At 60.4% G+C, this 23,953-nt stretch carries 23 protein-coding genes and 1 tRNA gene; 13 read left to right on the plus strand and 11 right to left on the minus strand.

What is annotated here, in order from left to right:
* Window positions 1–194 (plus strand): DUF3394 domain-containing protein (locus ACR0K1_RS04905; protein WP_480847925.1); only part of this gene is annotated, 194 nt, incomplete at its 5' end.
* Window positions 191–622 carry a universal stress protein gene (locus ACR0K1_RS04910; protein ID WP_480849041.1) on the plus strand — a complete coding sequence of 144 codons (432 nt, stop codon included), beginning with the start codon at window positions 191–193 and terminating at the stop codon, window positions 620–622. The genes ACR0K1_RS04905 and ACR0K1_RS04910, both read left to right, overlap by 4 nt.
* 13 nt (window positions 623–635) lie before the next feature.
* Here the strand turns inward: ACR0K1_RS04910 and ACR0K1_RS04915 are convergent, their stop codons facing one another.
* Genes ACR0K1_RS04915 through ACR0K1_RS04925 form a run of 3 tightly spaced genes read right to left on the minus strand, consistent with a single transcriptional unit; the run spans window position 636 to window position 4,724 of the window.
* Window positions 636–1,676, minus strand: coding sequence for a lipocalin-like domain-containing protein (locus ACR0K1_RS04915; protein WP_480611100.1), 1,041 nt, complete (start codon window positions 1,674–1,676; stop codon window positions 636–638).
* Window positions 1,666–4,080 (minus strand): FtsX-like permease family protein, encoded by a 2,415-nt coding sequence (locus tag ACR0K1_RS04920; protein ID WP_480611097.1) that lies wholly within the window; start codon window positions 4,078–4,080, stop codon window positions 1,666–1,668. Before ACR0K1_RS04920 ends, ACR0K1_RS04915 begins: the two co-directional genes overlap by 11 nt.
* A complete protein-coding gene (locus tag ACR0K1_RS04925) occupies window positions 4,077–4,724 on the minus strand; it encodes an ABC transporter ATP-binding protein (protein WP_480611165.1) in 648 nt (215 codons plus the stop codon). The genes ACR0K1_RS04920 and ACR0K1_RS04925 overlap by 4 nt, the downstream gene beginning before the upstream one ends.
* 175 nt (window positions 4,725–4,899) lie before the next feature.
* Between ACR0K1_RS04925 and ACR0K1_RS04930 the strand changes: the two genes are divergently transcribed.
* A complete protein-coding gene (locus tag ACR0K1_RS04930; protein WP_480611095.1) occupies window positions 4,900–5,334 on the plus strand; it encodes an ion channel in 435 nt (144 codons plus the stop codon).
* Here the strand turns inward: ACR0K1_RS04930 and cls are convergent.
* The 3 genes from cls to ACR0K1_RS04945 form a co-directional block, all read right to left on the minus strand.
* Complete coding sequence (cls, locus tag ACR0K1_RS04935; RefSeq protein ID WP_480611092.1) at window positions 5,331–6,743, minus strand: cardiolipin synthase; 1,413 nt, start codon at window positions 6,741–6,743, stop codon at window positions 5,331–5,333. The two genes, ACR0K1_RS04930 and cls, sit on opposite strands and share 4 nt — an antisense overlap.
* Window positions 6,744–6,766: 23 nt before the next feature.
* Window positions 6,767–7,741, minus strand: a complete 975-nt coding sequence (locus ACR0K1_RS04940) for an HAD family hydrolase (RefSeq protein ID WP_480611090.1) — start codon at window positions 7,739–7,741, stop codon at window positions 6,767–6,769.
* A 75-nt stretch (window positions 7,742–7,816) separates the two neighbouring features.
* A complete protein-coding gene (locus ACR0K1_RS04945; RefSeq protein WP_480611087.1) occupies window positions 7,817–9,427 on the minus strand; it encodes an arylsulfatase in 1,611 nt (536 codons plus the stop codon).
* Between the two features lie 192 nt (window positions 9,428–9,619).
* On the opposite strand from ACR0K1_RS04945, the gene ACR0K1_RS04950 reads away from it, so the two are divergent.
* Window positions 9,620–10,300 (plus strand): Crp/Fnr family transcriptional regulator, encoded by a 681-nt coding sequence (locus ACR0K1_RS04950; RefSeq protein ID WP_480611084.1) that lies wholly within the window; start codon window positions 9,620–9,622, stop codon window positions 10,298–10,300.
* Window positions 10,301–10,315: 15 nt separating this feature from the next.
* Here the strand turns inward: ACR0K1_RS04950 and ACR0K1_RS04955 are convergent, their stop codons facing one another.
* Together ACR0K1_RS04955 and ACR0K1_RS04960 are read right to left on the minus strand one after the other, a co-directional pair.
* Window positions 10,316–11,422, minus strand: coding sequence for an acetoin utilization protein AcuC (locus ACR0K1_RS04955; protein WP_480849046.1), 1,107 nt, complete (start codon window positions 11,420–11,422; stop codon window positions 10,316–10,318).
* Between the two features lie 3 nt (window positions 11,423–11,425).
* Window positions 11,426–12,511, minus strand: coding sequence for an AI-2E family transporter (locus ACR0K1_RS04960; RefSeq protein ID WP_480611079.1), 1,086 nt, complete (start codon window positions 12,509–12,511; stop codon window positions 11,426–11,428).
* Between the two features lie 162 nt (window positions 12,512–12,673).
* Between ACR0K1_RS04960 and ACR0K1_RS04965 the strand changes: the two genes are divergently transcribed.
* The 3 genes from ACR0K1_RS04965 (at window position 12,674) to ACR0K1_RS04975 (ending at window position 15,706) form a co-directional block, all read left to right on the plus strand.
* Window positions 12,674–13,540: a YihY/virulence factor BrkB family protein gene (locus tag ACR0K1_RS04965; protein WP_480849048.1), complete on the plus strand. Its 867-nt coding sequence runs from the start codon at window positions 12,674–12,676 to the stop codon at window positions 13,538–13,540.
* Window positions 13,537–15,435, plus strand: a complete 1,899-nt coding sequence (locus ACR0K1_RS04970; protein ID WP_480849050.1) for a multiheme c-type cytochrome — start codon at window positions 13,537–13,539, stop codon at window positions 15,433–15,435. The genes ACR0K1_RS04965 and ACR0K1_RS04970 overlap by 4 nt, the downstream gene beginning before the upstream one ends.
* A gap of 85 nt (window positions 15,436–15,520) precedes the next feature.
* Entirely contained in the window at window positions 15,521–15,706 is a 186-nt protein-coding gene (locus tag ACR0K1_RS04975; protein WP_480611072.1) for a hypothetical protein, read from the plus strand.
* Here ACR0K1_RS04975 and ACR0K1_RS04980 read toward each other — a convergent pair.
* Window positions 15,703–16,419 carry an RlmE family RNA methyltransferase gene (locus tag ACR0K1_RS04980; protein WP_480611069.1) on the minus strand — a complete coding sequence of 239 codons (717 nt, stop codon included), beginning with the start codon at window positions 16,417–16,419 and terminating at the stop codon, window positions 15,703–15,705. The genes ACR0K1_RS04975 and ACR0K1_RS04980 overlap by 4 nt on opposite strands.
* On the minus strand, window positions 16,419–17,531 hold the full coding sequence (locus ACR0K1_RS04985; protein WP_480611066.1) for a Ppx/GppA phosphatase family protein: 1,113 nt from the start codon (window positions 17,529–17,531) through the stop codon (window positions 16,419–16,421). The genes ACR0K1_RS04980 and ACR0K1_RS04985 overlap by 1 nt, the downstream gene beginning before the upstream one ends.
* 181 nt (window positions 17,532–17,712) lie before the next feature.
* On the opposite strand from ACR0K1_RS04985, the gene ACR0K1_RS04990 reads away from it, so the two are divergent.
* The 6 genes from ACR0K1_RS04990 to ACR0K1_RS05015 all read left to right on the plus strand — a co-directional run bounded on the left by ACR0K1_RS04990 (window position 17,713) and on the right by ACR0K1_RS05015 (window position 23,254).
* The gene (locus ACR0K1_RS04990) at window positions 17,713–19,599 is read left to right on the plus strand and encodes a PhoX family protein (RefSeq protein WP_480611063.1); all 1,887 of its coding nucleotides are present in this window, start codon (window positions 17,713–17,715) and stop codon (window positions 19,597–19,599) included.
* Between the two features lie 247 nt (window positions 19,600–19,846).
* A complete protein-coding gene (locus tag ACR0K1_RS04995) occupies window positions 19,847–20,143 on the plus strand; it encodes a virulence factor (protein WP_480849053.1) in 297 nt (98 codons plus the stop codon).
* Window positions 20,144–20,169: 26 nt separating this feature from the next.
* Window positions 20,170–21,096 carry a methylenetetrahydrofolate reductase gene (locus tag ACR0K1_RS05000; RefSeq protein WP_480611162.1) on the plus strand — a complete coding sequence of 309 codons (927 nt, stop codon included), beginning with the start codon at window positions 20,170–20,172 and terminating at the stop codon, window positions 21,094–21,096.
* A 9-nt stretch (window positions 21,097–21,105) separates the two neighbouring features.
* Complete coding sequence (locus ACR0K1_RS05005) at window positions 21,106–22,167, plus strand: methyltetrahydrofolate cobalamin methyltransferase (protein WP_480611057.1); 1,062 nt, start codon at window positions 21,106–21,108, stop codon at window positions 22,165–22,167.
* Window positions 22,168–22,293: 126 nt separating this feature from the next.
* On the plus strand, window positions 22,294–23,121 hold the full coding sequence (locus ACR0K1_RS05010) for a polyphosphate kinase 2 family protein (RefSeq protein WP_480611055.1): 828 nt from the start codon (window positions 22,294–22,296) through the stop codon (window positions 23,119–23,121).
* Window positions 23,122–23,180: 59 nt separating this feature from the next.
* Window positions 23,181–23,254 (plus strand) — tRNA-Gly (locus ACR0K1_RS05015).
* Window positions 23,255–23,481: 227 nt separating this feature from the next.
* Here the strand turns inward: ACR0K1_RS05015 and ACR0K1_RS05020 are convergent.
* On the minus strand, window positions 23,482–23,793 hold the full coding sequence (locus ACR0K1_RS05020; protein WP_480849055.1) for a helix-turn-helix domain-containing protein: 312 nt from the start codon (window positions 23,791–23,793) through the stop codon (window positions 23,482–23,484).
* Window positions 23,794–23,953 lie beyond the last annotated feature (160 nt).

Below are 23,953 nucleotides of genomic sequence, written 5' to 3' on the forward strand. Positions count from 1 at the left end.
CCCCGGTCGGCGATGAGCTGGACATGTTCGACTACTACGCCGACGACCCCGTCCGCATCACCAGCGTACAGGCGCCGCAGAACCAGCCGCCGAAAGAGCTGATGTTCATCCCCGCGCTGCTGCTGCTGGCCCTCATCGCCTTCCTGCAGCGCGGCCGCGCCGCACGCACCACTGACCAAGAGGTAACACCATGACAAAATCCATCCTCTGCGCCGTGGATATCAGCAATGACGATCTGGATGCGAACGTATTGCAGCGCGCGGCCCAACTGGCCGATCTGGACAGTGCGCAGTTGGATGTCGTGACCGTGCTGCCGGACTTCGGGGAAAGCTGGGTCTCGGGCTTTTTCGATGCCAGCTTTCATGAAAAGGCGGTTGAGACCGCGCATGAGAAGCTGATCGCCGCCTGCGCATCGACACTGGGCGAGGCGCGCAACGCCTCGGTCCGCCACGTGGTTGCCACCGGCAGCGCGTATCAGGAGATCTTGCATACGGCCAAAGAGGCCGGATCAGACCTGATCGTCATCGGCGCGCATAAACCCGACCTCAAGGATTACCTGCTGGGTCCGAACGCAGCCCGGGTGGTGCGGCATTCGGATGTGTCTGTCTACGTGGTCCGGTAAGGGGCGGGCCCGGTCAGTACCCAGTCATCTCCAGATAGCCGCGCCCGTGATGCGACCCGGACACCTTGACCGGGCCTTCCCAGTATTCGAATCGGGTCGCCATCCATGCGTCAGGCACAAGGGCGGAAACTTCGACATCCAGACCGCGATCCGGCAGCGCGACGCGCCACTGCACGGGGACATCCCGCCCGGCGACGTGGGCGGTTTCAAGCGGGGTGAACCGCGCCGAGCCATCGGGCAGGGCTGTGGCATTGCCGTCTGCGTCGATCCATGTGGCAGCCGTAAAATCCCCGCGCGCGCCCCGCAGGCGAAAGGCCATCAGCTTGTCGCCATCGTCGAAACTCAGCGAAAACCAGTCCCAGCCGCTTTGGTCCCCGGCCAGAGGTTGCGAGGACCATTCGCGGTCAAGCCAGCCATTGCCGGTGACAGCGACGTCGCCCTGAGGCAGGTGCAGGACACCTTCGACGGCGTAGGACGGTTGCGAATAGTAGTAGCTGGCCTGACCATCGGCGGATTTCACCGAAAAACCCGAATCTCCATGAAAGACCAGCGGGCCTTGGGCCTTCAGGGACAGGTCGTATCCAAAATCATGCCCGTTCGCGGTCAGGGTCAAGGTGTCGAAATCCGGGCCTGCCATGCGCCATTCGTCGATCCAGGCCTCGAACGGGGTTGCTGTCACACCGGCCTGACCGATACCGCCGCGCGACAAGCGTTCGGCGAAATAGTGGACCTTTGGCGTTGTCAGCGCCGCGTGCCCCATCCAGAGTTGCGGGCTTTGCCAGCCGTGCGTGTCCTCGGGCTTCAAAGCCGATCGAAACAGCGTCCACTGGATGCCATAGTCGCGCCCGTCTTCGCCTTGCAGGTTTGCGGTCAGATACCACCACTCGATCCGATAGGTTGGGTGCGGCCCGTGATCTGCGGGGAAATCGAACTGATAACCGCGCTGCGGGATGGCGAAGCCTTCGGCGGAGCCTCCGAGGTTGGCGTAGCCTTGCGCCCAGCCTGCGACCGGGAGCAGAAGCAACAGCGCTGTCAGGAGGGGCTTAACGTTCATTGGCAAACACCCTTAGCAAATCGGCAGGGGGCAGGTGCAGCAATCGCAGCGCGGGCAGGGCGGCGGCGATCAACGCGGCGAGAAGGGTCAGAAGAAACAGGTAGAGCCAGTCCCACGGAAACACATACATTGGCAAGCGCCAGCCAAAGGCCTGCACGTTGATGACCGCCAGCAGCACCCACGCAAGCACTAAGCCCAAGGGCAGGGCCAGACAGGCCGTTAACGCGGCCAGCAACACACTGCGCAACAGTTCGAGTCGCGCCAGTTGTGCCCGATTTAGACCCAGCGCCCAGACCGGCGCAATCTGCGGCAGGCGCTGTGTCCACAAGGTCAGCAGGCTGGTGAGGATGGCAAAGCCCGCCACCCCAAGCGTCAGAACGTTCAGGGCCGAGGTGACGACAAAGGTTTTCTCGAATATCGCCAGCGATTGCGCTTTCATCGCCGCTTGCTGGATGACGGCCTGACGGGGCAGGGCGAAACGATCCCTCAGGGTTTGCGCCATCCCGGTTGCGTTCGCCGGATCCATCCGAATGCCAAAACGCCGGGCCTCGGTTCCGGGGGCGATCCGGTCCAGCTGCCGCATCGAGACGATGGCCTGCCCGGTGGGGTTTCCATAGTCGGAATAGACGCCTGTGATCGGAAGAGTATGACCATCGCCTAGGGTCAGGGTATCGCCGGGCCACAGATCGGCGCGGCGGGCAAGCTGTTCGTTGATCAGAACGGCCCTGTCGGTCATGACCTGATCCCAGACACCCGGTGACGACGCGATCAGGGGCCAGTATTGGCGGTAAATCGGGTCATCAACGACTCCGTACAGAAACAGCGGGCCTGTTTCGTGGGCCAGTTCCACGTTCCGGATCGGCAGGATTGCGTCGACCTGTGGGCGCAACCACTCGGACATCTCGCGGCTTTGTTGCGCGTCTTCTGCGGTTACATAGAGTTCTGCGGTCAGGCGCTGGTCCAGCCAGCCGACGAAGGTGAGGCGAAAGCTGGACACCATCGTTCCGACGCCGATATTGGCCGCAAGCGCCAGCAGCAGCGCCATGAGGGCCAGTGAAAGCCCCGGCAATTGCGCCCGCATATCGGCCCAGACCCATTGTGAAACCGGCCCCTTTGCGGCGCGCGCGCATAAGGACAGGGCGAAGGACAGGAAGACGGGCAAAAGCAGCGCTGCGCCGGTCAGAAGTCCGGCCAACAGGGCGAAACCGGCAAGCAACCCTCCGACACTGACATATGCGATGGCCCCGCCGATGATCAAAGCAAGGCCCGCGATCCCGGTCAGGCGCCGAGCGGCGGCTTTGCCTTGCCAGGCCTGCAGGCCCGGTCCGGCCAAAAGCGGCATGCGGGACAACCGCCAAAGGGCGTGCCCGCTGGCCAGCAGAGTGCCCGCAACGGCCATAAGGATACCGGCGGCGGCCCATGCCGGTTGCAGCGACAACTCCCCACTGACGGGCGCGCCGTAGAGACCGCGCAGGGTTGCGGCCACATCGGGCAGCAGGGCTCCGGCCAGGAAAAAGCCCAAAACCAGACCCAGTATCCCGCCGATCAGCGCCAGCAGGGTCAGTTCGGCCAGGATCAGCCAGACCAGCCGCCGCATCGACACACCCAGCGCACGCAGCGTTCGGATCATGCCGCGCCGCTGGGCAAAGGCCAGACCAACCGTGCCGTTCACGATGAACAACCCGACGGCAAAGGACAGCAGGCCAAAGGCCGTCAGGTTCAAATGAAAACTGTCGGTCAATTGCGCCGTATCTACCTGAGCGGTTGGGTTGATCCGCTCCAGCTCGGGCGCGATCTCGGACAGAGGGGGTAGGGTGCGGGGCTGGTCCGGCAGGACCACCAGCCGAGATATTTCGCCCGGTCGGTTCAACAGCACTTCGGCAACGCCGATGTCGGTCAGGATGATGTCGGACGGCAAAGCCGAGGTGGTCAGGATCGGCGGCAGATCGTCCTGATCGCGCAGCACTGGCGCAAGGTCGGGCGACACCAAAAGGCGCCCCGGGGCGGTCAGGATGTCGGCGGGGCCGGGCGGGTTTGCGCTCTGCTCCGTTTCGGTGACCGCGGGCAGGGCGGGAAAGGTCACAAGGTCCACGCCCATCAGGCGCAGGTTGCGCCGGCCTGCCCGATACCGGCCTTCGAGCACTGCGGCGACCTGCCAACCGGCGCGGCGCAGGTCGATATATCGCGACAGGGGGATCGGGCCCGAGGGGTCGCGCAACTCGTCAAACTGGCCGAACGCAAGCTGGGCGTTTGCCCTTGCATAGCTGGCGCGGGCCTCGGCATTGATGGCCTGAACCGCCGACCAAAGCCCGGTGGCCAGCGCGATACCGATCAGCAGGGTCGCCAGTTGCAGGCGATGGGCCGCCCAATGAGACAGCAGCGCCTGTATGACCGCAGCGGTCATTGAACATGCCCGCCTGACAGATGCACCCTTCGGTCAAGCCGCGCCGCGATGTCCTGCGAGTGCGTCACCAGCAGCAGCGCGGCCCCGGTATCGGCCACAAGCGACAGCATCAAGTCCAGAACATTGGCGCTGGCCGTTTCGTCCAGATTGCCGGTGGGTTCGTCCGCCAGCAGCAATTTCGGGCGCGAGGCCATGGCCCGGCCTATCGCGACGCGCTGCTGCTGCCCGCCCGAAAGGGTTTCGGGGTAGCGATCCAGAAAATCCGTCAGACCCAGCCTGTCCGCCAGATGCGCCGCCCATTCGGCATCAGGGCAACCGGCCAAACGCGCGTGAAACGAGAGGTTCTGCGCGACCGTCAGCGACGGGATCAGGTTGAACTGCTGGAACACCAGCGAGACGCTTCGCCGCCGCAACGCCGCGCGGCCCGCATCGTCGAGCGCGGACAGGGGCGTTCCATCCAGCGTGATCTCGCCGCCGTCAAAACCGTCCAGCGCGGCGGTCAGGTTCAGCAGCGTGCTCTTGCCGCTGCCGCTTTCCCCGGTCAGGGCAAGCGTCTGGCCCTGATCCAGCGTCAGCGAAACGTCGCGCAGAACGGGCCGCCCGCCGGGATAGGATTTCTGAACTCGGTCGATATTCAACAGCATGGTCTGCCCCGTCTTGCCCTGCAAGATGTGCAACAAGTTGGCAGAGTGTCCAGTGCAGACCTGCACCCGGTGCCATTCGCCGCAGATGGGTTCCGTGCGGATCGGGCTTGTGCGCAAACGCCCAAGCGGTCATTCTGCCCTGAGCATCCCGTAACGTAATTCAGGACGTAAAAACATGACATTGCCAAATCAGATATTCCTCGGCAGTGTCTTTCTGGGTCTGTGCTTCATCGTTGAAATTCTGCTGCTGACCTGGTGCACCGTTGTCATCATGAAGATGGAGGCCAAAAAGGCCGAGCGCGGTATCTTCGTGGGCACCGCCGGGCCAATTGCCATTGCGCTGGCTTTTATCGTGTTGACGCACACGATTCAGGTCTGGATATGGGCGATTGTCTGGATGCTGCTCGAGGTTCTGCCGGACTGGAATACCGCAATTTACTTCTCGCTGGTGACATTCACGACCCTTGGATATGGCGATATCGTTCTGGGTGACGCGTTGCGCATCTTCGGGTCTTTCGCGGCGGTCGCGGGGCTTTTGGCCTTTGGCCTTTCGACCGCCTATATGGTGGCCCTGATGACCAGAGTGTTTCAGGAAAACTTCTTTTCCTAGAGAATGGGCGCGAACAGACGGGCCAGTGGGGCTCCGAACCGGATGTGCCTTGGTTGCTGGTCCAGCGAGCGTGTCAGTTCATAGCTGGCTTCGAAATCCGTCAACAGCATGTTTTCCGTGGCCCGAGCGGCGCGGGAGTCAAAGAACAGGGCCATCGCCTCGAAGTTCAGGCGGAACGAGCGGTTGTCGAGATTGGTGGTCCCGACCGCAGCCAAAGTGTCGTCTATGACGAACGCCTTTTGGTGCATGAAGCCATCGGTATAACGAAACACCCGCGCGCCGCAGTCGCGGATTTCGTCGAAATAGGCAAAGGCCGCCAGCCAGGGCAGGCGGTGGTCGATTACTTCGGGCACGAGGATACGAACATCGACACCGCGCATGGCGGCGTGCTGCAAGGCGGTCATGATGTCGATGTCGGGAACGAAATAGGGGGAGGCGATCCAAACCCGCTCTTTCGCTTCGGCAATGGCGGAAAAGAACATCATGGCACCGGTTTCAGTTTCATCCCCCGGACCCGTTGCAACCAGCAGGGCGTTCATGTCCTGCTCAGATTCGCTGCCGGCCCAGTCCAGATGGTCGATCAGGTCTTCGTCATGGGCCCAGTGCCAATCCTCGGTGAAGATCAGCTGCAGTTGGCGAACGATATGGCCGGTCATTTTCAGATGCGTGTCGCGCCAGCGGCCAAAATGCGGGTTCTGCCCAAGGTATTCGACCCCGATATTGTGGCCGCCGATAAACCCGGTTTCCCCGTCGATGATCACAGTCTTCCGATGGTTCCGGTAGTTGAGTTGAAACCGGAAGTTGGGCCCACGCTGATCCCGGGGGTTTGCAACGTCAATCCCGGCGTTTTGCATGGTTTCCAGATATTCGTTCGGCAGGCCATAGCTGCCCACCGCATCGGTCATGAACCTGACATGCACGCCACGCTTCGCCGCCTCGATCAGCTTGTTCTGCATCTTTTGGCCCAGCGCATCGTCGCGCACGATGTAGAACTGGATCAGGATGTAGTTCTGCGCCGAGTCAATCGCTTCGAAAATGGCGTCGAACGTGGCTTGCCCGTCGATCAGCAACTCGGCCCCGTTCCCGCGCGAGACGGGCAGATGCGCCAAAAGCTCGAAAGGGCGGGGATTGATCGACATGGTTGACGGGTCGGGCTTGGAATAGTCGGCGAAGGTTTTGATCCCTTCGACAACCTGCTCGCTTTCCTGCCGGGCGATCCGATAGCCGCGAAACCGGTGGTGGCCCAGAAACAGGTAAAGCGGCACCGCAACAAACGGGGCAGAGATCAGAAAGACCACCCAACCTACCGCGCCCTGTGGCGTCCGCGCGGTTTGCGCCGCGCGGATCGAAAACACCACCGCCGTGACGTAGAGGGCGAAAACGAAGGTGGAAACCAATAATGTCCACATGAGGTTAGGCGACTCCGACGGGTTCAGTTCCCGCCAGTGTAGATACGAGACCAGTCCTGCGCCATATCCACAATGACCCAGCCCATATCAGGCCCCTTATCCAGCCCATCGACGAGCTTCCCAATGGGACTTTCGCGGTCATAGGCCCATTCACGCCCGGCATCCGTGTGGTGGATCAGCACGCCCAGACGCGGGCCGTCCCCGGCTGTTGTCCACTCCATCATGGCAAAATCGCCGTCCGAGTTGCCCCCGGCCAGAATCGGGCGTTTGCCGATGGTGCGTTCAATGTTGATCGGTTTGCCTTCCTTGTCGTCGATGAAGGCGATGCCGGGCGCCTTGACCACCGTGGGAACGCCGTTGACCTGTTCGTAGGTCGTTGTGCCGTACGTGCCGAGGATTTGCTCGGGCGGGATGCCGTAAGCCTCTTCCGCAAAGACCCGCATGAAATGCAGGCCACCGCCGGACACGATATAGGTCTTGAACCCCTCATCGCGCAGATAGCGCAGCAGTTCGACCATCGGCTGATACGTCATCTGATGGTAGGGCAGGTCGGTATCCGGGTGGCGCGCTGTGTCCAGCCAGTCGGCAACCGACGCCTGAAAGTCGTCCACGCTGATGTTTGAATGCGAGGCATTCACCACCTCGATCAGCGCGACATGGCCGCCCTGTAGAACCGTGGCGACATCACCTTGCGCTGCCGCCTTCAAAGCGGGGGTCGCCAGGATAGACGGGTCCTGTTCCGCCAGTTCCGCCAGCCGGTCCATGGCGAAAATGAACTGGAAATACACCGGCTGCTCGGCCCAAAGTGTGCCGTCATTGTCAAAAACGGCGATCCGGTCGGCAGGGGTGACGTAGTCGGCGTTGTCCGGGTCCGTCACTGCATCGACAAATGCAACGATCTGCTCTTTTGATCCCGAGGCCGTCCAGCTTGGCAGCGGGTCTGCCAGCAAAGTCAGGGGCGCGGCTGACACGAAGGCGGAAAGCATCAGGTGTTTCATGGGAATTCCCTTTGTTCTCAATCTGAAAAGGGCCGCCGTTCAACTGGTGGCCCTTTGATTGCTCGTGAACCGCACTCAGTTATTTGTCGGCGTGTTCAGCTTTTCCATCACCTGTTCCAGATTAAAGCTGGCAGCCTTCTGGCGCGGAGGGAATTCCTGGAAAGTTGACAGGAACGTCCCGACATATTGCTGTGCGGGCACCAGGAAATAAGCCCGATCCAGCAGCCAGTCGTAATAGGTGTTCGAGGTCCTGTAGGCCCGCTCGTACGGGTCCCGGCGCAGGTTGACGATCAGCGGAATCCGCAACTCGGTCCACGGTTCGATCCATGCGCGCAGGGTAGCCCAGGCCTTTTGCTCGAGGAAGATCAGCTTCCAATCGTCAAAGCGCAGCGCCGTCAGGTCGCCATCGTCCGAGAAATAGAAAATCTCACGACGCGGGCTTTTCGTGGTTTCTCCGGTCAGCAGCGGCAGAATGTTGTAGCCATCAAGATGAACCTTGTAGTCGCGGCCCATACCTTCGGAACTATAGCCGGCCTTCAGCTTGTCTTTAATGTCCGGATCGCCTGCCACGGCCAGAAAGGTTGGCAGCCAGTCCATATGATGCACGATTTCGTTGGTGACCGAGCCTGCCTCGATCCGACCGGGCCAGCGCACCATCGACGGAACGCGCCAACCGCCTTCCCAATTGGTGTTCTTTTCGCCCCAGAACGGAGTCGCCGCTGCATCCGGCCATGTGTTCATATGCGGGCCGTTGTCGGTGGAATAATGCACGATTGTATTGTCGGCGATGCCCAACTCATCGAGCAGGTCCAGCAGCTGGCCTACATGCATGTCATGTTCGATCATGCCTGCGGTGTATTCATCCGCAACACGGCCTGCGATCTCATTGGCCTGTGCGCGCATCTCATCCTTCACATGCGTGCGGAAATGCATGCGCGTTCCGTTCCACCAGACATAGAAGGGCTGTCCTTGCTCATGCGCGCTCTTGATGAAATCGATGGCCGCGGCGACGGTTTCGTCGTCAACGGTTTCCATGCGTTTCTTGGTCAGCGGGCCGGTGTCTTCGATTTCGCCACCGGCGCTGGATTTGATCACACCGCGCGGGCCATAAGCCTCGCGGAAGGTGCGCCCGTCGGGCAGAACGGCATCGCCCGGATAGTCTTCGTTTTCCGGTTCCTCTTCTGCATTCAGGTGGTAGAGGTTGCCGAAAAATTCGTCAAATCCGTGGTTTGTCGGCAGATGTTCATCCTTATCACCAAGGTGATTTTTGCCGAACTGACCGGTGACATAGCCGTGGTCCTTCAACAGCGCCGGGATGGTCGGGTCCTCGACCTGCATACCCAGATCGGCCCCGGGCAGGCCAACTTTGGACAGGCCGGTTCTGAACACAGATTGCCCCATGATATAAGACGACCGACCGGCGGTGCAGGATTGCTCACCGTAGTAGTCAGTGAAAATCATGCCCTCTTTCGCGACGCGGTCGATATTCGGGGTCTGATACCCCATCAGCCCCATCGTATAGGCCGAGATGTTGGATTGCCCGATATCGTCGCCCCAGATCACCAGAATGTTCGGCTTCTGATCCTGAGCCCAGGCTGGCAGGGCCAGCACGACAGCGGCGGATGCCACGGCGAACCGGCGTAAGGTGCTGCGCCAGCGGTCTGCAATCGAACGGGGTGGTGACATGGTTTTCTCCTGATCTGAGAACGGGGGTCGGAGGACCCGAAGACTTAAAGAAAATGGCGACCGCTGGATAAGCCCTACAAACGGCCGGAAAGTGATTCAGCCCCGGATGTGCATTTCCGGGGCTGGAATACATTCACCTTAGGCTATGTTAGGCATAGAAAACCTATCAAATGATGATATTGGAAACTTCTAATGCTAGATAAATCTAATAATTTGAAGCTCTTGCAGGCGGGTGGCTGGTTTGGCGAGCGGTCCGGGGCGTTTCAGCAAGACCTGTTAGAATGCGGAATTTCCAAGAGTTTTGCGGCACGTGAAGCGATTTATCATTACGGGGATACTGCAGACGGCATTTATGCGGTTCTGCGTGGCGGTGTGCAGATCAAGGCTCCGGCGGATGATGGTCAGGAATTTGTCCTGCACCGCGAAGGCGCCGGGTTCTGGATCGGGGATCTGGCCCTGTTCGCAGGAGCGCTCAGACTGATCAGCGTTGCGGCCACGCAGGATACGCTGACGCTGTTCTTCCCCAACTCACGCATCAACAAGATGGTCCGCCGAAACCCTGATTATATCCGGGACTTTTATGCGCTGACACACGAAAATATGGAAACCGCGCTGCGTATTCTGGCGAATTTGGCCGTGACCGGGACAGAGAAAAGGCTTGTATTGCGCCTGCTTCATCTGGACGAATGCAGGCCGAAATCGGAAGGGTGGATCATAATCCCGCAAGAGGAACTGGCCCAGATGATTGCCGTCTCGCAACCCACGTTGCATCGCAGCCTGCACCGGCTTACGGACATGGACCTGATCGAGCTTGGCTATGGCCGCATCCGACTTAAAGACAGACGTGCCCTGATCGCAAGCTGTCAGACCTGAGCGCCGGGATTTGCATTACAAACGGCTTACAAGCGTTTGTAAATTGGCCCGGATTTGAGGGCGGATTTCCTCGTTATTCGGACCATCCCGCAGGGTTTCATACCAATGCCGGGGTGGCTGTTTTCCGGCGGCGCGGTTCCACGTCAGATCGCGCAGAACGGATTGTGCGGCAGGGTTCAGGGCATCGGGAATGTCGATCTTGTTGAGGGTCGCCCAGACGCCGCTCCACAGCCTTGCCACAGACCAGGGATTGTACCCTCCGCCGCCCAGCACAAGAAAGCGCGGGGCCATATCGCGCAGGCTGGCAACGGTCGCCCAATGTGCGTTGTTCGAAAGTGTTAGGCGGGACAGAGGGTCCTCGGCCACCGCGTCCGCGCCGCATTGCAGGACGATGGCCTGAGGGTTGAACCCTTCGGTTGCGGGCAGGATCAACTGGTCGAGGATGGCGCGGAACTCATCGTCATTCAGGTTGCGTTCGACCGGCAGATTGAACGCCGCGCCGTCAGCGTCATCCGCAAGCGTACCGGAAAAGGGCCATCTGCGCGCCTCGTGGACCGAGATCATGCGAACCTGAGTCGAGCCGCGAAACGCGGCCTCGACGCCATCGCAGTGATGGGCATCGATGTCTACATAGACGATGCGGTCAAGTCCTGCATTCAACAGTGTCCGGATCGCCAGAACCGGGTCGTTGAGATAGCAAAACCCGCTGGCCCGATCCGCCAGTCCATGATGCGTGCCGCCCGCCGGGTTGTAGACGATGCCGCCGTTCCTGATCAGCTCGGCTGCCAGCATGGACCCTCCGGCAGCGGTGGCGGGGCGGCGGTACATCTCGGCGAATACAGGGTTGGAGAGGGTGCCCAGCCCGTACCTCTGCCGCGTTTGTTCCGAGACGGCCTGATCCTTCTCGGCCCGTTGCAGTGCCGCGATGTAGTCGGGCGTGTGAAAGGTCGTCAGCGCGTCGGGCTTTGCACAGGGGCTGACGCGATAGTTCGAAGCGGTCAACCAGCCTTGTGCGCGGCACAGGTCCATGACGGTCGAAACCCGGGGAATGGCAAGGGGATGTTTCGATCCGTAGGTCGAATGACGATAGAATTCCGATCCGATGAACAGCGGTTCCTGCATCGGTCAGTCTGCGGATTGCGTTTGGCCATCGTCAGTCAGCCTGCCGTCCAGAGACATCAGGATCGCAATCGGGCGCAGCGCCGGGATGTGGCTGAACACGATCAGGATGCAGACGGTCAAAGGCACGCTCAGGAACGCGCCGATCATGCCCCAGATCGTGGTCCAGAACATCAGCGCCAGGATCACCAGAAAGGTGGACATGTTCAGCGACCGGCCCAGCATCGCCGGGTCCACGAAATTGCCGATCATGAACTGGATCGTGCCGCAGCCCAGCACGATGATCAAAAACGGCCCCACGCTTTCGAACTGCACCAGCGCGATCATTGCCGGGAAAATCACGGCGATGATCGACCCGATCGAGGGGATGAAGTTCAGCGCAAAGGTCAGAACGCCCCAAGTCTCGGCATATTCCAGCCCCAGCGCGCGGAACACGGCATAGCTGATCCCGGCGGTCACAAGGCTGATAAAGGTCTTTACGCCGACATAACGCTGCAGGCTGAACGAAATCGCGTCCAGCATCGAAGCGAACTCGGCCCCTGTTTGCGGGCTGCCTGCGGCCAGTTGGATCTTTTTGCGAAAGGCCAGACGCTCGGCCATCAGGAAGGCGACGTAGAGGCTGATCAGAAAGAAATGGTTCAGAAGGGATGTCGCGCTGCCCAGCAGAATCCGGGCCACGTAAGACATGTCGATGCTGACCAGATTGTCCCGGATGAACTTGGTAACGTCGTTGCCGATCAGCCCGGCCACACGGTCAACGGCCCCGTCGAACTGGTTCTCATAGGTATTGATGCCCCGCGCGAACTGCGTGGCCTGACTGCCCAGAATGTACATGATCATGAACAGACCGGCCAGAACCACGGTGACGCCCGCGATATTGGCCAGCCAGACCGGGGCCCGTGTCAGGGCGATCACCCGGTCGCTGAGCGCGATGATCAGCACGTTGATCAACAGCGCCATGGTCAGCGGTATCAGAAAGGCGGACCCGGCATAAAGCCCCAGCACAACCAGCGTGGCGACAATGCAGGTATCGCGCACAACCGGCAGTTTGAGCCTTGGCTGATCCGCTATGTCGTGTTGATCGGACGTCATCCCAAGCCCTGTGTTGCCGCCAGTGCGCTGCCCCCGTGATGGGTCAGCCTGCACCGATCCTGCACAGGCCGGTGGGTTTATGCAATGCGGTCAGGTATTTGTGGGCGGGTTTTTCATCCAAAACGGGTTATGTGTTTCCGGCGGGCGCGGTAGGCTTTGGTTATGACCTTACCCGCGAATCCCCCGATAGGCCGTTTTGTCAAAGCGTTCTGGCTGGCCTTTCGCCGGTTCAACGCCAAAAACGGCTTTGTCATGAGCAGCCATGTGGCCATGTCGATGATGATGGCGCTGTTTCCGTTTGTGCTGTTCACCGTCGCGCTGGCGGGCTCGCTGTCGCAGGGATACGTCACCGACGAACTGATCGAGCTGATCTTTGGCGCATGGCCCAAAGACGTTGCCACCCCCATCGTGTCCGAACTGCGCGCGGTGCTGAGCGAGTCCGGGTCGGGTGTGATCACCCTGGGTGGTTTGCTTGCGGTCTACTTTGCCTCGAACGGCGTCGCCGCGGTGCGTGCCGCAATGAATCAGGCCTATCATGACTACGACAGCTGGCCATTCTGGAAAACGCGCCTGCTGTGCATCGGGCTGGTTCTTCTGGGCGGCGCGGCCATTCTGTTGATCGCCGCGGTCGAGGTTGTTCTGCCGGTCTATACGCAGTTGGTGACCCGGCACACCGATGTCGATGTGTCGGACTGGTTGTCGGTTGACCGCCTGCGCTGGACCTTCACCGTCGCCGTGCCCATCGGGACGATATTTCTGGCGCATCTCATACTGCCAACCCGCCGCCACAAGCTGACGCAAATCCTGCCGGGCGTCCTGCTGACCCTCGCCCTGTTGGGGGCCGGAGGGTGGGGGTTTTCGGTCTATATCGCCCAATTCGCAACCTACAGCGCCACCTATGCCGGGCTGGCGGGGGCGATGGCGGCGCTGATTTTCCTGTATCTCTGCGCGGCGATCCTGATCCTCGGGGCCGAGTATAACGGGGCGTTGATGGATCTTCTCAACCAGTCCGAGGCGTATGATTCATGAGAGCACTTGCCCTTGCGATGTGGCTGGTGCCCGCTGCGGCCCTTGCGCAAACGCCGGGTTATGTTGGCTCGAACCAATGCGCAGACTGCCACCAGGATGAGGCCGAAGCCTGGGAAACATCGCACCACGCGCTGGCCTGGACCGAAGTGAACGGTGACTCGGTTCAGGCTGATTTTAACGGCACCGGGTTCGACCATGACGGCATGTCCGTCAATTTCCGAACGCAGGGCGGGAACTATCTGGCTGAGGTCACGGAAAAAGATGGCGTGACAACCGAATACAAGGTGCACTCGGTTGTCGGGGTGGAACCTTTGCAGCAGTACCTGTTCGAAACCGAACCGGGGCGGTTGCAGAGCTTTGATGTGGTCTGGGATACCGAAAAGCGACAATGGTTCCATCTGTACCCCGATCAGGACCTGCCACCCGATGACGGGTTGCACTGGACCGGCCCCTACAAGAACTGGAACGCCCGCTGCGCCGAGTGTCATGCCACGGGGTTCCAGAAGAACTATGATGCCGAAACGCGGACCTATCGCTCTCAGCAGGCCGAGATCGGTGTCGGGTGCGAGGCCTGTCATGGACCCGGCTCGGCGCATATCGACTGGGTTGAGGGGGCGCAGTTGCCCGCGAGCGTGAACGAGTATGGGTTCTCGATGTCTTGGGGCAGGGGCCAGACTGAAACGGAAATCCAGCAATGCGCCGGATGCCATTCGCGGCGCGAGGCGCATGAGGATGGAAACCCGCTGCCCGGAACGCCCTATCACGATGCCTATAACCTGGCCCTGCTGCGGCCCGGTCTGTACCAACCGGACGGGCAGATTTTGGATGAGGTCTATGTTTATGGCTCGTTCCTGCAGTCCAGGATGTATGCCAAGGGCGTCGGCTGCATGGATTGCCACGAGCCGCACAGCGCCACCCTGAAAGCGGATGGCAACGGGGTGTGCACGCAGTGCCATTCGCCAGCGGGCAATCCGGGCTTTTCGTCTTTGAGCCTGAAGGATTACGACACACCTGCGCATCATCATCACCCGGATGGCAGCGACGGCGCGCAGTGCAAAAGCTGCCATATGATCCAGCGGGTCTACATGGGCGTGGACGGGCGGCGCGATCACAGCTTCCGGGTGCCGCGCCCCGATCTTGGGCTGGGCGAAGATGCCTGCGCCGATTGCCATCAGGATGAAACGCAGGGCTGGGCCGCCCGGCAGATCGAGGCTTGGTTTCCCCAGCCCAACCATCGGGCTGCGCATTACGGGTCTGTTTTTGCCCCTGCGATGGCGGGACAGTCAGACAGCCCCGAAGGCCTTCTGGCCCTCGCATCCGATCCTGCGCAACCCGGTATCGTACGTGCGACGACGGCGTATCTGTTGCAGCCCTTCGGATCGCCCGAACTGGCGGCTGCTACGGCCCCGCTTTTGGACGAAGACGATCCCCTGATCCGCGCAAACGCCGCCCCGTTGCAGCGGCAGGCCAGCGTTTCAGATCAGGTGCAGCGGCTTGAACCCTTGCTATCGGACCCGATGCGCAATGTGCGGATCGCGGCAGCCAAAGAGTTCCTGAACATTCCGCTGCAAGCCCTCACACCGGACCAGCAGGCGCTGGCGGGCCAAAGCATGACGGAATGGCAAGAAGCTATGTCGAACCGACTCGATTTCCCCGAGACGCATCTGGTTCTGGGCGGGATGGCGCTGACCTTCCGCAACGCGCCTGCGGCGGAACAGGCGTTTCGCGAGGTGGTCACGCTCGACCCGCAACGAGCCGAGGCGTGGCCGATGCTGGTGCAACTGGCCGCGATCAATCGCGGCCCGGACGCGGCCCGCGAGGTCGTGCAAGAGGGGTTGGAACGACTGCCTGATGATCCGACACTCCGGCAGCTTTCCACTCAGCTTGGTCCCTGATCCGGCACCACAGCGCCTGTTTTGGGCCATTTTACCGGCAGATTTCACCGGTAGCATTACTGCCGATGCTGCTGAAAGGTGATCCATGTCGGAACAATCGAAGATCCCAAAAGCGCCGGTCTCGCTTGATCAACGCATCGCGGAATTGCGCGCGCGCAAGCCGATTGACCTGAACCACGGCGAGGCTTTGCTGCTGCAGGGGATGGCCACCGCGTCCTTGCGGGAACAGCGACTTGCCGGAGATCAGATCGCGCTGGACGGCCAAGCCTAGCCGCGAAAACCGGTTGCGACGACGAATTTCTCGGAACTGTCCGACCGGGAAGAGGGCGGTTTGACGTTGGCCACCTTCTCGAACTTTTGCTTCAATAGCTTCTGCAGATCGCCCTCGGCCCCTCCGGCAAGAACTTTGGCGACAAAGGTGCCGCCTTCCTCAAGCACATCAAATGCGAAATAGGCCGCCGTTTCGCACAGGGCGATGATGCGCAAATGGTCGGTCTGTTTGTGCCCGGATGAGGCCGCTGCCATGTCGGACATCACCACATCCGCCTTGCCGCCCAGCCAGTCCTTCACCTTGTCGTCGGCGTCGTCTTCCATGAAGTCCAGCACATGCACCTCGGCCCCGGCGACGGGTTCGACCTCTTGCAGGTCGATGCCCAGAACGGTGCCGATTTTCTTGCCCGATTTCTCGCCCAGTGCATTGACCCGTTTCACCGCGACCTGCAGCCAGCCGCCCGGCGCGCAGCCCAAATCCACCACGCGCGCGCCAGGCACGAGGAACCGGAACTTTTCATCCAGTTCCAGAATCTTGAACGCCGCGCGCCCGCGATACCCTTCGGCCTGCGCGCGCTTGACATAAGGGTCGTTCAACTGCCGCTGCAACCAACGGGTCGAACTGAGCTTGCGCCCGCGCGCAGTTTTCACCTTGACCTTCAGGTCGCGCTGCCCGCGGCCCGAGGTGTTTTTGCCGGTCGGTGTCTTCGCCATCAGAACGGTCCGTCTTCCAATACACCGTCCGCGCTCATCTGTGCATAAAGCAAGCCCTCGCGCAGCCCCCGGTCCGCCACGGAAAGGCGATCGGTGGGCCAGCAGCGCAGCAGTGCCTGCAAAATGGCCGAGCCGGACATGATCAGGGCCTGCCGGTCATCCCCAATCCGAGGGTCCCGGCGTCGCCCGTGAGGGCCGAGTTCTAAATACCCGCGTATGACTTTGTCAATCTGATCGCTGGTCATGCGCAAACCGTCCACCTTGGTCCGGTCATAGCGCTTCAATCCCAGATGAGACGCGGCCACCGTCGTCACTGTGCCGCTGGTGCCGACGATCTGGAACCCCTCGCGCGCCTGTTCGTCCTTGTAGGGGGCGAAGTCGGCCAGGTTTTCTTCGAAAAACCAGCTCATCAGGGCAAAGCGGGCGGCGTCGTCTTCAACATCGTGGAACTGATCGCGCAGCGTCGCCACGCCCAGTGGGACGCTGATCCAGTCCACGACCTTGGCCGCCGGAAAGGGGCTGTCGGCGGTGTGAAAGCCGTTGTGCAAGCGCATGATCGCTGCCGGGCGGTCGCGGCGCGGAACGGATGAGATGTCAATCCAGACCAGTTCGGTTGAGCCGCCGCCAATGTCCACGACCAGTAATTGTTCGGTCTTGGTCGACACCAGCGGCGCGCAGGAAATCACCGCCAGACGGGCCTCTTCCTCGGGCTGGATGATTTCCAGCGTCAGGCCGGTTTCGCGCTTGACCTGCCGGATGAAATCGCGCGAGTTTTTGGCCCGCCGACACGCCTCGGTCGCGATCAGTCGCATCCGTTTGACCTTGTTGCGCTTGAGTTTTTGCTGACAGATGCGCAGCGCCTGAACGGTGCGCGACATCGACGCCCGCGACAGCCGTCCGGTCCGTTCCAGTCCGGCCCCCAGTTGGACGGACTTGGAGAAGCTGTCTACCACATGAAACCCGCTGCCCTTGGGCTGGGCTATCAACATGCGGCAGCTATTTGTCCCCAGATCCAGCGCCGCATATAACGCATCTGGATCGGGTCTTGCCGGCGCGGGGCTTTCGACCGCCTTCGGGAACGCGCCCGCACCTTTGGGACGCTTGGGCGCCATTCGTAACGCCCTCCGATTTTCGAGTTACCCCGACCCTAGGCGGGGCGTCGCCGACGTGCAAGTGATTTCAAAATTGAAATTAACGTGACTGTCACATACCGTTCACACTCAGATGCGAAGGGCATCTGCGGAACCCGACACGGGATTCTTTACCAGCTTACAGCCAGATACGGAGTCTGCCATGAAAGATGAGCGCACACTTTCCTTCGATGAATTCGACGAAGTCGTAAATCCCCGGCCCGAAGAATGCGATTTTGATCGCGTGGTGGAACGCGCCCTGTCGCGTCGCGGGTTCATGGGCGGCGTTCTGGCAATGGGCAGCTTTGCGGCAGTTGGCGGCTCGATTCTACCAACCGGTGCGCGTGCTGCAGCCGACCGTTTTTCGTTCGAGGCTATCCCGGTCTCGACTGCGGACGAGGTGATCGTGCCCCCCGGCTACAAGGCCGAGGTCATGGTGCGCTGGGGCGATCCGCTCTGGTCCGATGCGCCAGAATTCGACCCCGCGACCCGCGGCACCGCAGCCAGTCAAGAGCGCGCCTTTGGCGACAACACCGATGGTCAGGATGTCTTTTTCCATGACGGTCACGTTCTGCTGGTGGTGAACAACGAATACACCAACCGTGACATTCTGTGGGGCAACAACCCTGATGCCAAAGCAGCGTCAGATGATGACGTCGCAAAGGGCATGATGGCCCATGGTGTCACCGTGGTCGAGATTGCCAACACCGACGGCAAGTGGGGCATCGTCAAAGACAGCCCCTATAACCGCCGCATCACGCCGCAGACCGACATGGCACTGACAGGCCCGGCGGCCGGTCACGACCTGATGAAAACGGCTGCTGATCCGTCGGGCACCTCGGCGAAAGGCACCTGGAACAACTGCGGCAACGGCATGACCCCCTGGGGCACCTATCTGGCCTGTGAAGAGAATTTCAACGGCTACTTCTCGGCGGCTGACGAAAACCACGAGGTCAGCCCGGAACTGAAACGCTATGGCGTATCGGCCAGCGACTGGGGTTACGGCTGGGCCAAGATCGACGACCGTTTCGACGTCTCGAAAAACCCGAACGAGCCAAACCGCGCAGGTTATGTCGTGGAAATCGACCCGACCGATCCGACCTCGACCCCGCGCAAGCTGACCGCCCTGGGTCGGTTCAAGCACGAGAATGCGGATGCCGTGGTCAACAATGATGGCCGCGTCGTGGTCTATATGGGCGATGATGAGCGGGGCGAGTTCCTGTATCGCTTCGTGTCGGATGGCGTCTATGCCGCCGGGGTGGACACCAACGCGTTGCTGGAAAACGGGACGCTGTCGGTCGCCAAGTTCAACGACGACGGCACCGGCGAGTGGCTTGACCTGACGCCCGAAACTACTGGTCTGGCCTCGCAAGCCGAGGTAAGCATTCACACCCGTCAAGCTGCCTCGGCAGTTGGCGCTACGACAATGGACCGCCCGGAATGGGTTGCCTCGAACCCGAACGCGCCCGAGGTTTATTGCTGCCTGACCAACAACAAGAACCGTGGCGTGAAGCCCAATGCCGGGGGCGACGACACCTCGGCCAACGGTCCGAACCCGCGCAACGAAAACCACTATGGCCAGATCGTGCGCTGGCGTCCCGAAGGGGGTGACCACACCGCGTCGGGCTTCGGCTGGGATCTGTATGTTCTGGCAGGCAACCCGGACGTTCATCAGGACGCCTATGGCGGGTCCGACAACGTGAACGCCGACAACATGTTCAACTCGCCCGATGGCCTGAAGTTCGACACCAACGGCCTGCTGTGGATTCAGACCGATGGCAACTATGGCAACGAAGGCGACTTTGTCGGTCAGGGCAACAACCAGATGCTGGCTGGCGACCCCGTCACCGGTGAAATCCGCCGCTTCCTGGTTGGTCCGAACGAGTGTGAGGTCACCGGCCTGAGCTGGTCGCCGGATCGTCGCACCATGTTCGTCGGCATTCAGCACCCCGGTGAAAAGGGCAACAGCCATTGGCCGGAAGGTGGTGATGCAGTGCCGCGTTCCGCAATCATCGCCATCACCCGCGAAGATGGTGGCCTGGTCGGTTAAGACCGGAATCAGCCAGAAAAACGCCCCGGACAGCAGCCGCTGTCCGGGGTTTTTCGTCGTTATGCAAGGCGTTCATGGAAAGGTTGAGAAATTTGATATGCGCAATCCCGGCGGAATTGGCTAAAAGCCCGGTACGCAATCGTGGACAAAAACGTCGCTGGAAAAGCGCCGGGTGTCGAAAATCGACCGACCCAAACCCATATTGCCGTTTAGAACCGGCCCATCTGGTTAGGAGGAATCAACGCAGATGCCTGACGTCACTATCGTTTACTGGCGCGATATTCCCGCCCAAGTCATCGTCGGCAAAGGCCGGCGTGGCGCCAAGCGGCAGTTGGAGGAGCGGTTCGAGCAAGCCATCGACCGTGCGGCCATGAAAGTGAACGCCAAGGACAGTGATGCCTACCTGGCCGAATGGCGCAAAGCTGCACCTTTCGCAGTCGAGGGCGATCCGTCCGAGATTGCCGAGGCCGAAGCGTTGCGTCTGGAAACGGAATACGATCAGGACCGCATCAAGGCTCTGATCGCCAATGACGGTTGGGCATGAGCCCGAGACAGCTATGGGAGGCCGCGATGGCTTTGCTGAACTTCAAGAAACGTGATGTGGTCGAAAACGGCCCCGTGAATCCGACCGTCGAAGCCTTTTTGCAAGGCTATTCGATCGAGGTGATGCCCCGCACCGCCGAAAAGGTCGAAGATTTCCGCGCTTTGCTGCCCGAAGGCACCCGCGTCTACATCGCCCATATCGAGGGTACACCCATCGAGGATATGGTGAAAACCGCCAAGCGCCTCGCTGCTGACGGTTATCCGGTGATGCCGCATTTCCCGGCGCGCATCATCAAGGACGCGGCGACGCTGGAGAACTGGATCGCCATGTATCAAGGCGAAGCGGGCGTCGAACAGGCGCTGCTGCTGGCCGGTGGCGTTGCCAATCCGCATGGCGATTTCGACAGCTCGATGCAGTTGCTGGAAAGTGGCCTGTTCGACAAGGCAGGCTTCAAGCGCCTGCATGTGGCGGGTCACCCCGAAGGGAACAAGGATATCGACCCCGACGGCTCGACCAAAAATGTCGAGGACGCGCTGCGCTGGAAACAGAAATTCTCGGAAACCACCGACGCGGAAATGGCGTTGGCGACCCAGTTTGCCTTTGACGCCAAGCCGATCATCGCCTGGGCCGACAGCCTGAAAGAAGCAGGGATCGACCTGCCGATCCATATCGGTATTGCAGGCCCGGCCAAGCTGCAGACGCTGATCAAATTCGCCATCGCCTGCGGTGTTGGCCCTTCGCTGAAGGTTCTGCAGAAGCGTGCGATGGACGTGTCCAAGCTGCTGCTGCCGTACGAGCCGACCGATGTTGTCACCGAACTGGCCAACCACAAGGCGGCCAACCCGGATTTCAACATCACCAACGTGCACTTCTTCCCGCTGGGCGGGATCAAGACCAACGCCAACTGGGCGATCAAAAATGGCGGCGCCTCGGCAAAGCCAGCAAACGCTTAAGGAACGGACATGACCCGTACAGTCGTAGAATCAAAAACAAAAACCGCCGTTCTGGGCTTTGACGAACCGTTCTGCGTGATTGGCGAGCGGATCAACCCGACCGGCCGCAAGAAACTGGCCGCTGAACTGGAAGCGGGCGATTTCTCGACCGTCGAGAAAGACGCGCTGGCGCAGGTTGCGGCGGGTGCGACCGTTCTGGATATCAACGCGGGCGTTGTCTATAACTCGAACCCCAACCCGAACGAGACCGAGCCGCCGCTGATGACCAAGATCGTCGAACTGGTGCAGGGTCTGGTCGATGTGCCGCTGTGCATCGACTCGTCGGTTCCCGGCGCGCTGGAGGCCGGTCTTGAGGCGGCCGAAGGCCGTCCGCTGCTGAACTCGGTCACCGGCGAGGAAGAGCGTCTGGAACTGGTTCTGCCGCTGGTCAAGAAATACAACGTGCCGGTTGTTGCGATCTCGAACGACGACACCGGGATTTCCGAAGACCCCAACGTCCGCTTCGATGTGGCCAAGAAGATCGTCGAACGCGCCGCCGACTTCGGCATCCCGGCGCATGACATCGTGGTTGACCCGCTGGTCATGCCCATCGGCGCGATGGCAACCGCGGGCAATCAGGTGTTCGCTCTGGTCCGTCGTCTGCGCGAAGAACTGGGCGTGAACACCACCTGCGGTGCGTCCAACATCTCGTTCGGTCTGCCCAACCGCCATGGAATCAATAACGCGTTTCTGCCGATGGCGATGGGCGCTGGCATGACCTCGGCGATCATGAACCCGGTGGCTCTGCCGGTTGGCCCGAAGAAGCTGGCCGAAAAGAAAGCCGAAGTTGAAGCCAAGGGGATCATCCTTCCTGCGGATATGGATGATGAAACCTTCTGCCAATTGTTCGGTCTGGGCTCGACCCTGCCGCGCGCCGGCAAGGAAATGGAGGCCATCCGTGCCGCCAACCTGCTGACCAACAACGACCCGCATGGCGGAGCCTGGATCAAGTTCAACAAACCCCCCGCCGAGGCCGGCGCCGAAGCCGAGGGTCGCGGCCGTCGCGGTGGCGGACGCCGCCGCCGCGCCTGATCTAAGTACCAATCACAGTCAATGGCCGGGCACTTGCCCGGCCTTTTTCGTTTGACCCTGATCAATGTCACGCAGGCTGTACCCTGCACAATGGTCCCACCCCAATTGCAAGGAACAGGAGAGGTCATGGCTAAGCATATCCCCCCGAGACTGTCCGATGCGGACCTGACCAAGCGATTGAAAAAGGAAGAATATTTCGAACAGCTGGTGGGTCTGCAGGCGAAGCTGTCCATTATCCAGCAGGCCTTCCTGTTTCATGGCCTGAAGGGCGTGATCGTTTTTGAAGGTTGGGATGCGGCGGGCAAAGGGGGGACCATTCGTCGGATCAGTCAGGCTCTGGACCCGCGCAGTTTCAAGGTCTGGCCTATCGGTGCGCCGCGAAACTACTACCTCAACCGCCATTATCTGTTGCGGTTCTGGGAACGTTTGCCCCCGGCGGGTGCGATTTCGGCCTTTGACCGCAGCTGGTATGGCCGCGTTCTGGTGGAGCGGATCGAGAAATTCACGCCCGAAGATCGCTGGCGCGCCGGGTACCGTGAAATCAACGATTTCGAACGTATGCTGGTCGATGACGGCACGCGGATCGTAAAGCTGTTCTTTCACATCTCGCCCGAAGAGCAGATGCAGCGTTTCACCGAGCGGCTGAAAAACCCGCTCAAACGCTGGAAACTCACCTACGAAGATTTCCGCAACCGCGAGAAATGGGAGGAGGCGACAGTTGCAGTTGATGAGATGCTGGCCCGGACCTCAACCGAGATCGCGCCGTGGCACGTGATCCCGGCAAACAACAAGAAATATGCGAGAATCAATGCGATAAGTGAGATTGTTAAAGCGTTCTCCAAGGATGTGGACCTGAGCCCTCAGCATCTGGACCGGCAAACTCTGGAAGCGGCGGGTGAGGCTTTGGACGTGGACAAATCCCTGATTGACAGCCTGCGCGCGCGAACCGAATGAGGATTTTCAACGATCCCGCTTGATCCCGGATCGAAACCGGTGCTATCCAGTCCCGCGCGGCGGGTATGATGTAATGGTAGCCTGTCAGCTTCCCAAGCTGAACGCGCGGGTTCGATTCCCGCTACCCGCTCCAAACTAATCCCTCATCCTCTTGAAAAATATGAATAAAAAAAGAGATCCGCTGAAGGAGGCCCCCAATTAGGCCCCCAATCTGCATTTGCTAGGCTGCTTTCTCTTCGATCAGGCTTTCCAGCGCTTCCACCCTTACCAATTTGCAGCCAGTGCCCCGGCGGAATTAAGATTGTCATCCTTCCCGGTGCGCAAGGTCGATTGATCCGATTGGCATTCTTTAAGGGCCGTTCATTCTTTGTTCGAGGCGGACCCCTTAGCTACTTTCGCCCATTCGAGCCATGCTTTTCGCTGTTCGGGGGATAGGGCGCGGAAAGCCTCAAGAAGAAGCACCTCATCTTCTTCGTTTGGGGCGCTGAAGTCTACGAGTTCAGTCGGCTCCACTTCAAGGGCTGCGGCAATCGTGGCCTGCTTCTTGGTAGTAAGTGGACGTGCCCCATTCTCTAGTTGGGCCAAATAGGATCGAGACACATCTACTTTCACTGCAAGTTCGTCTTGAGTTAGTCCTTTGTCTTGTCGGATTTCTTTTATTCGTACTTTCATGACGGATCTTTGATGCGATTGTGGAACTCTAGTTGGTGTTTTCTATCACGGTTGCTGTCCAGTGGACCACACGCCTGCCTTGAAGCTTTGCGGTTTGGACGTTGTGGGTGGTTTCTTCTATTGGTTGGGAATTGCTAGCTCGACGCTCTCTGTTTTGGGG

The organism is Ruegeria sp. F5 (assembly GCF_056533845.1).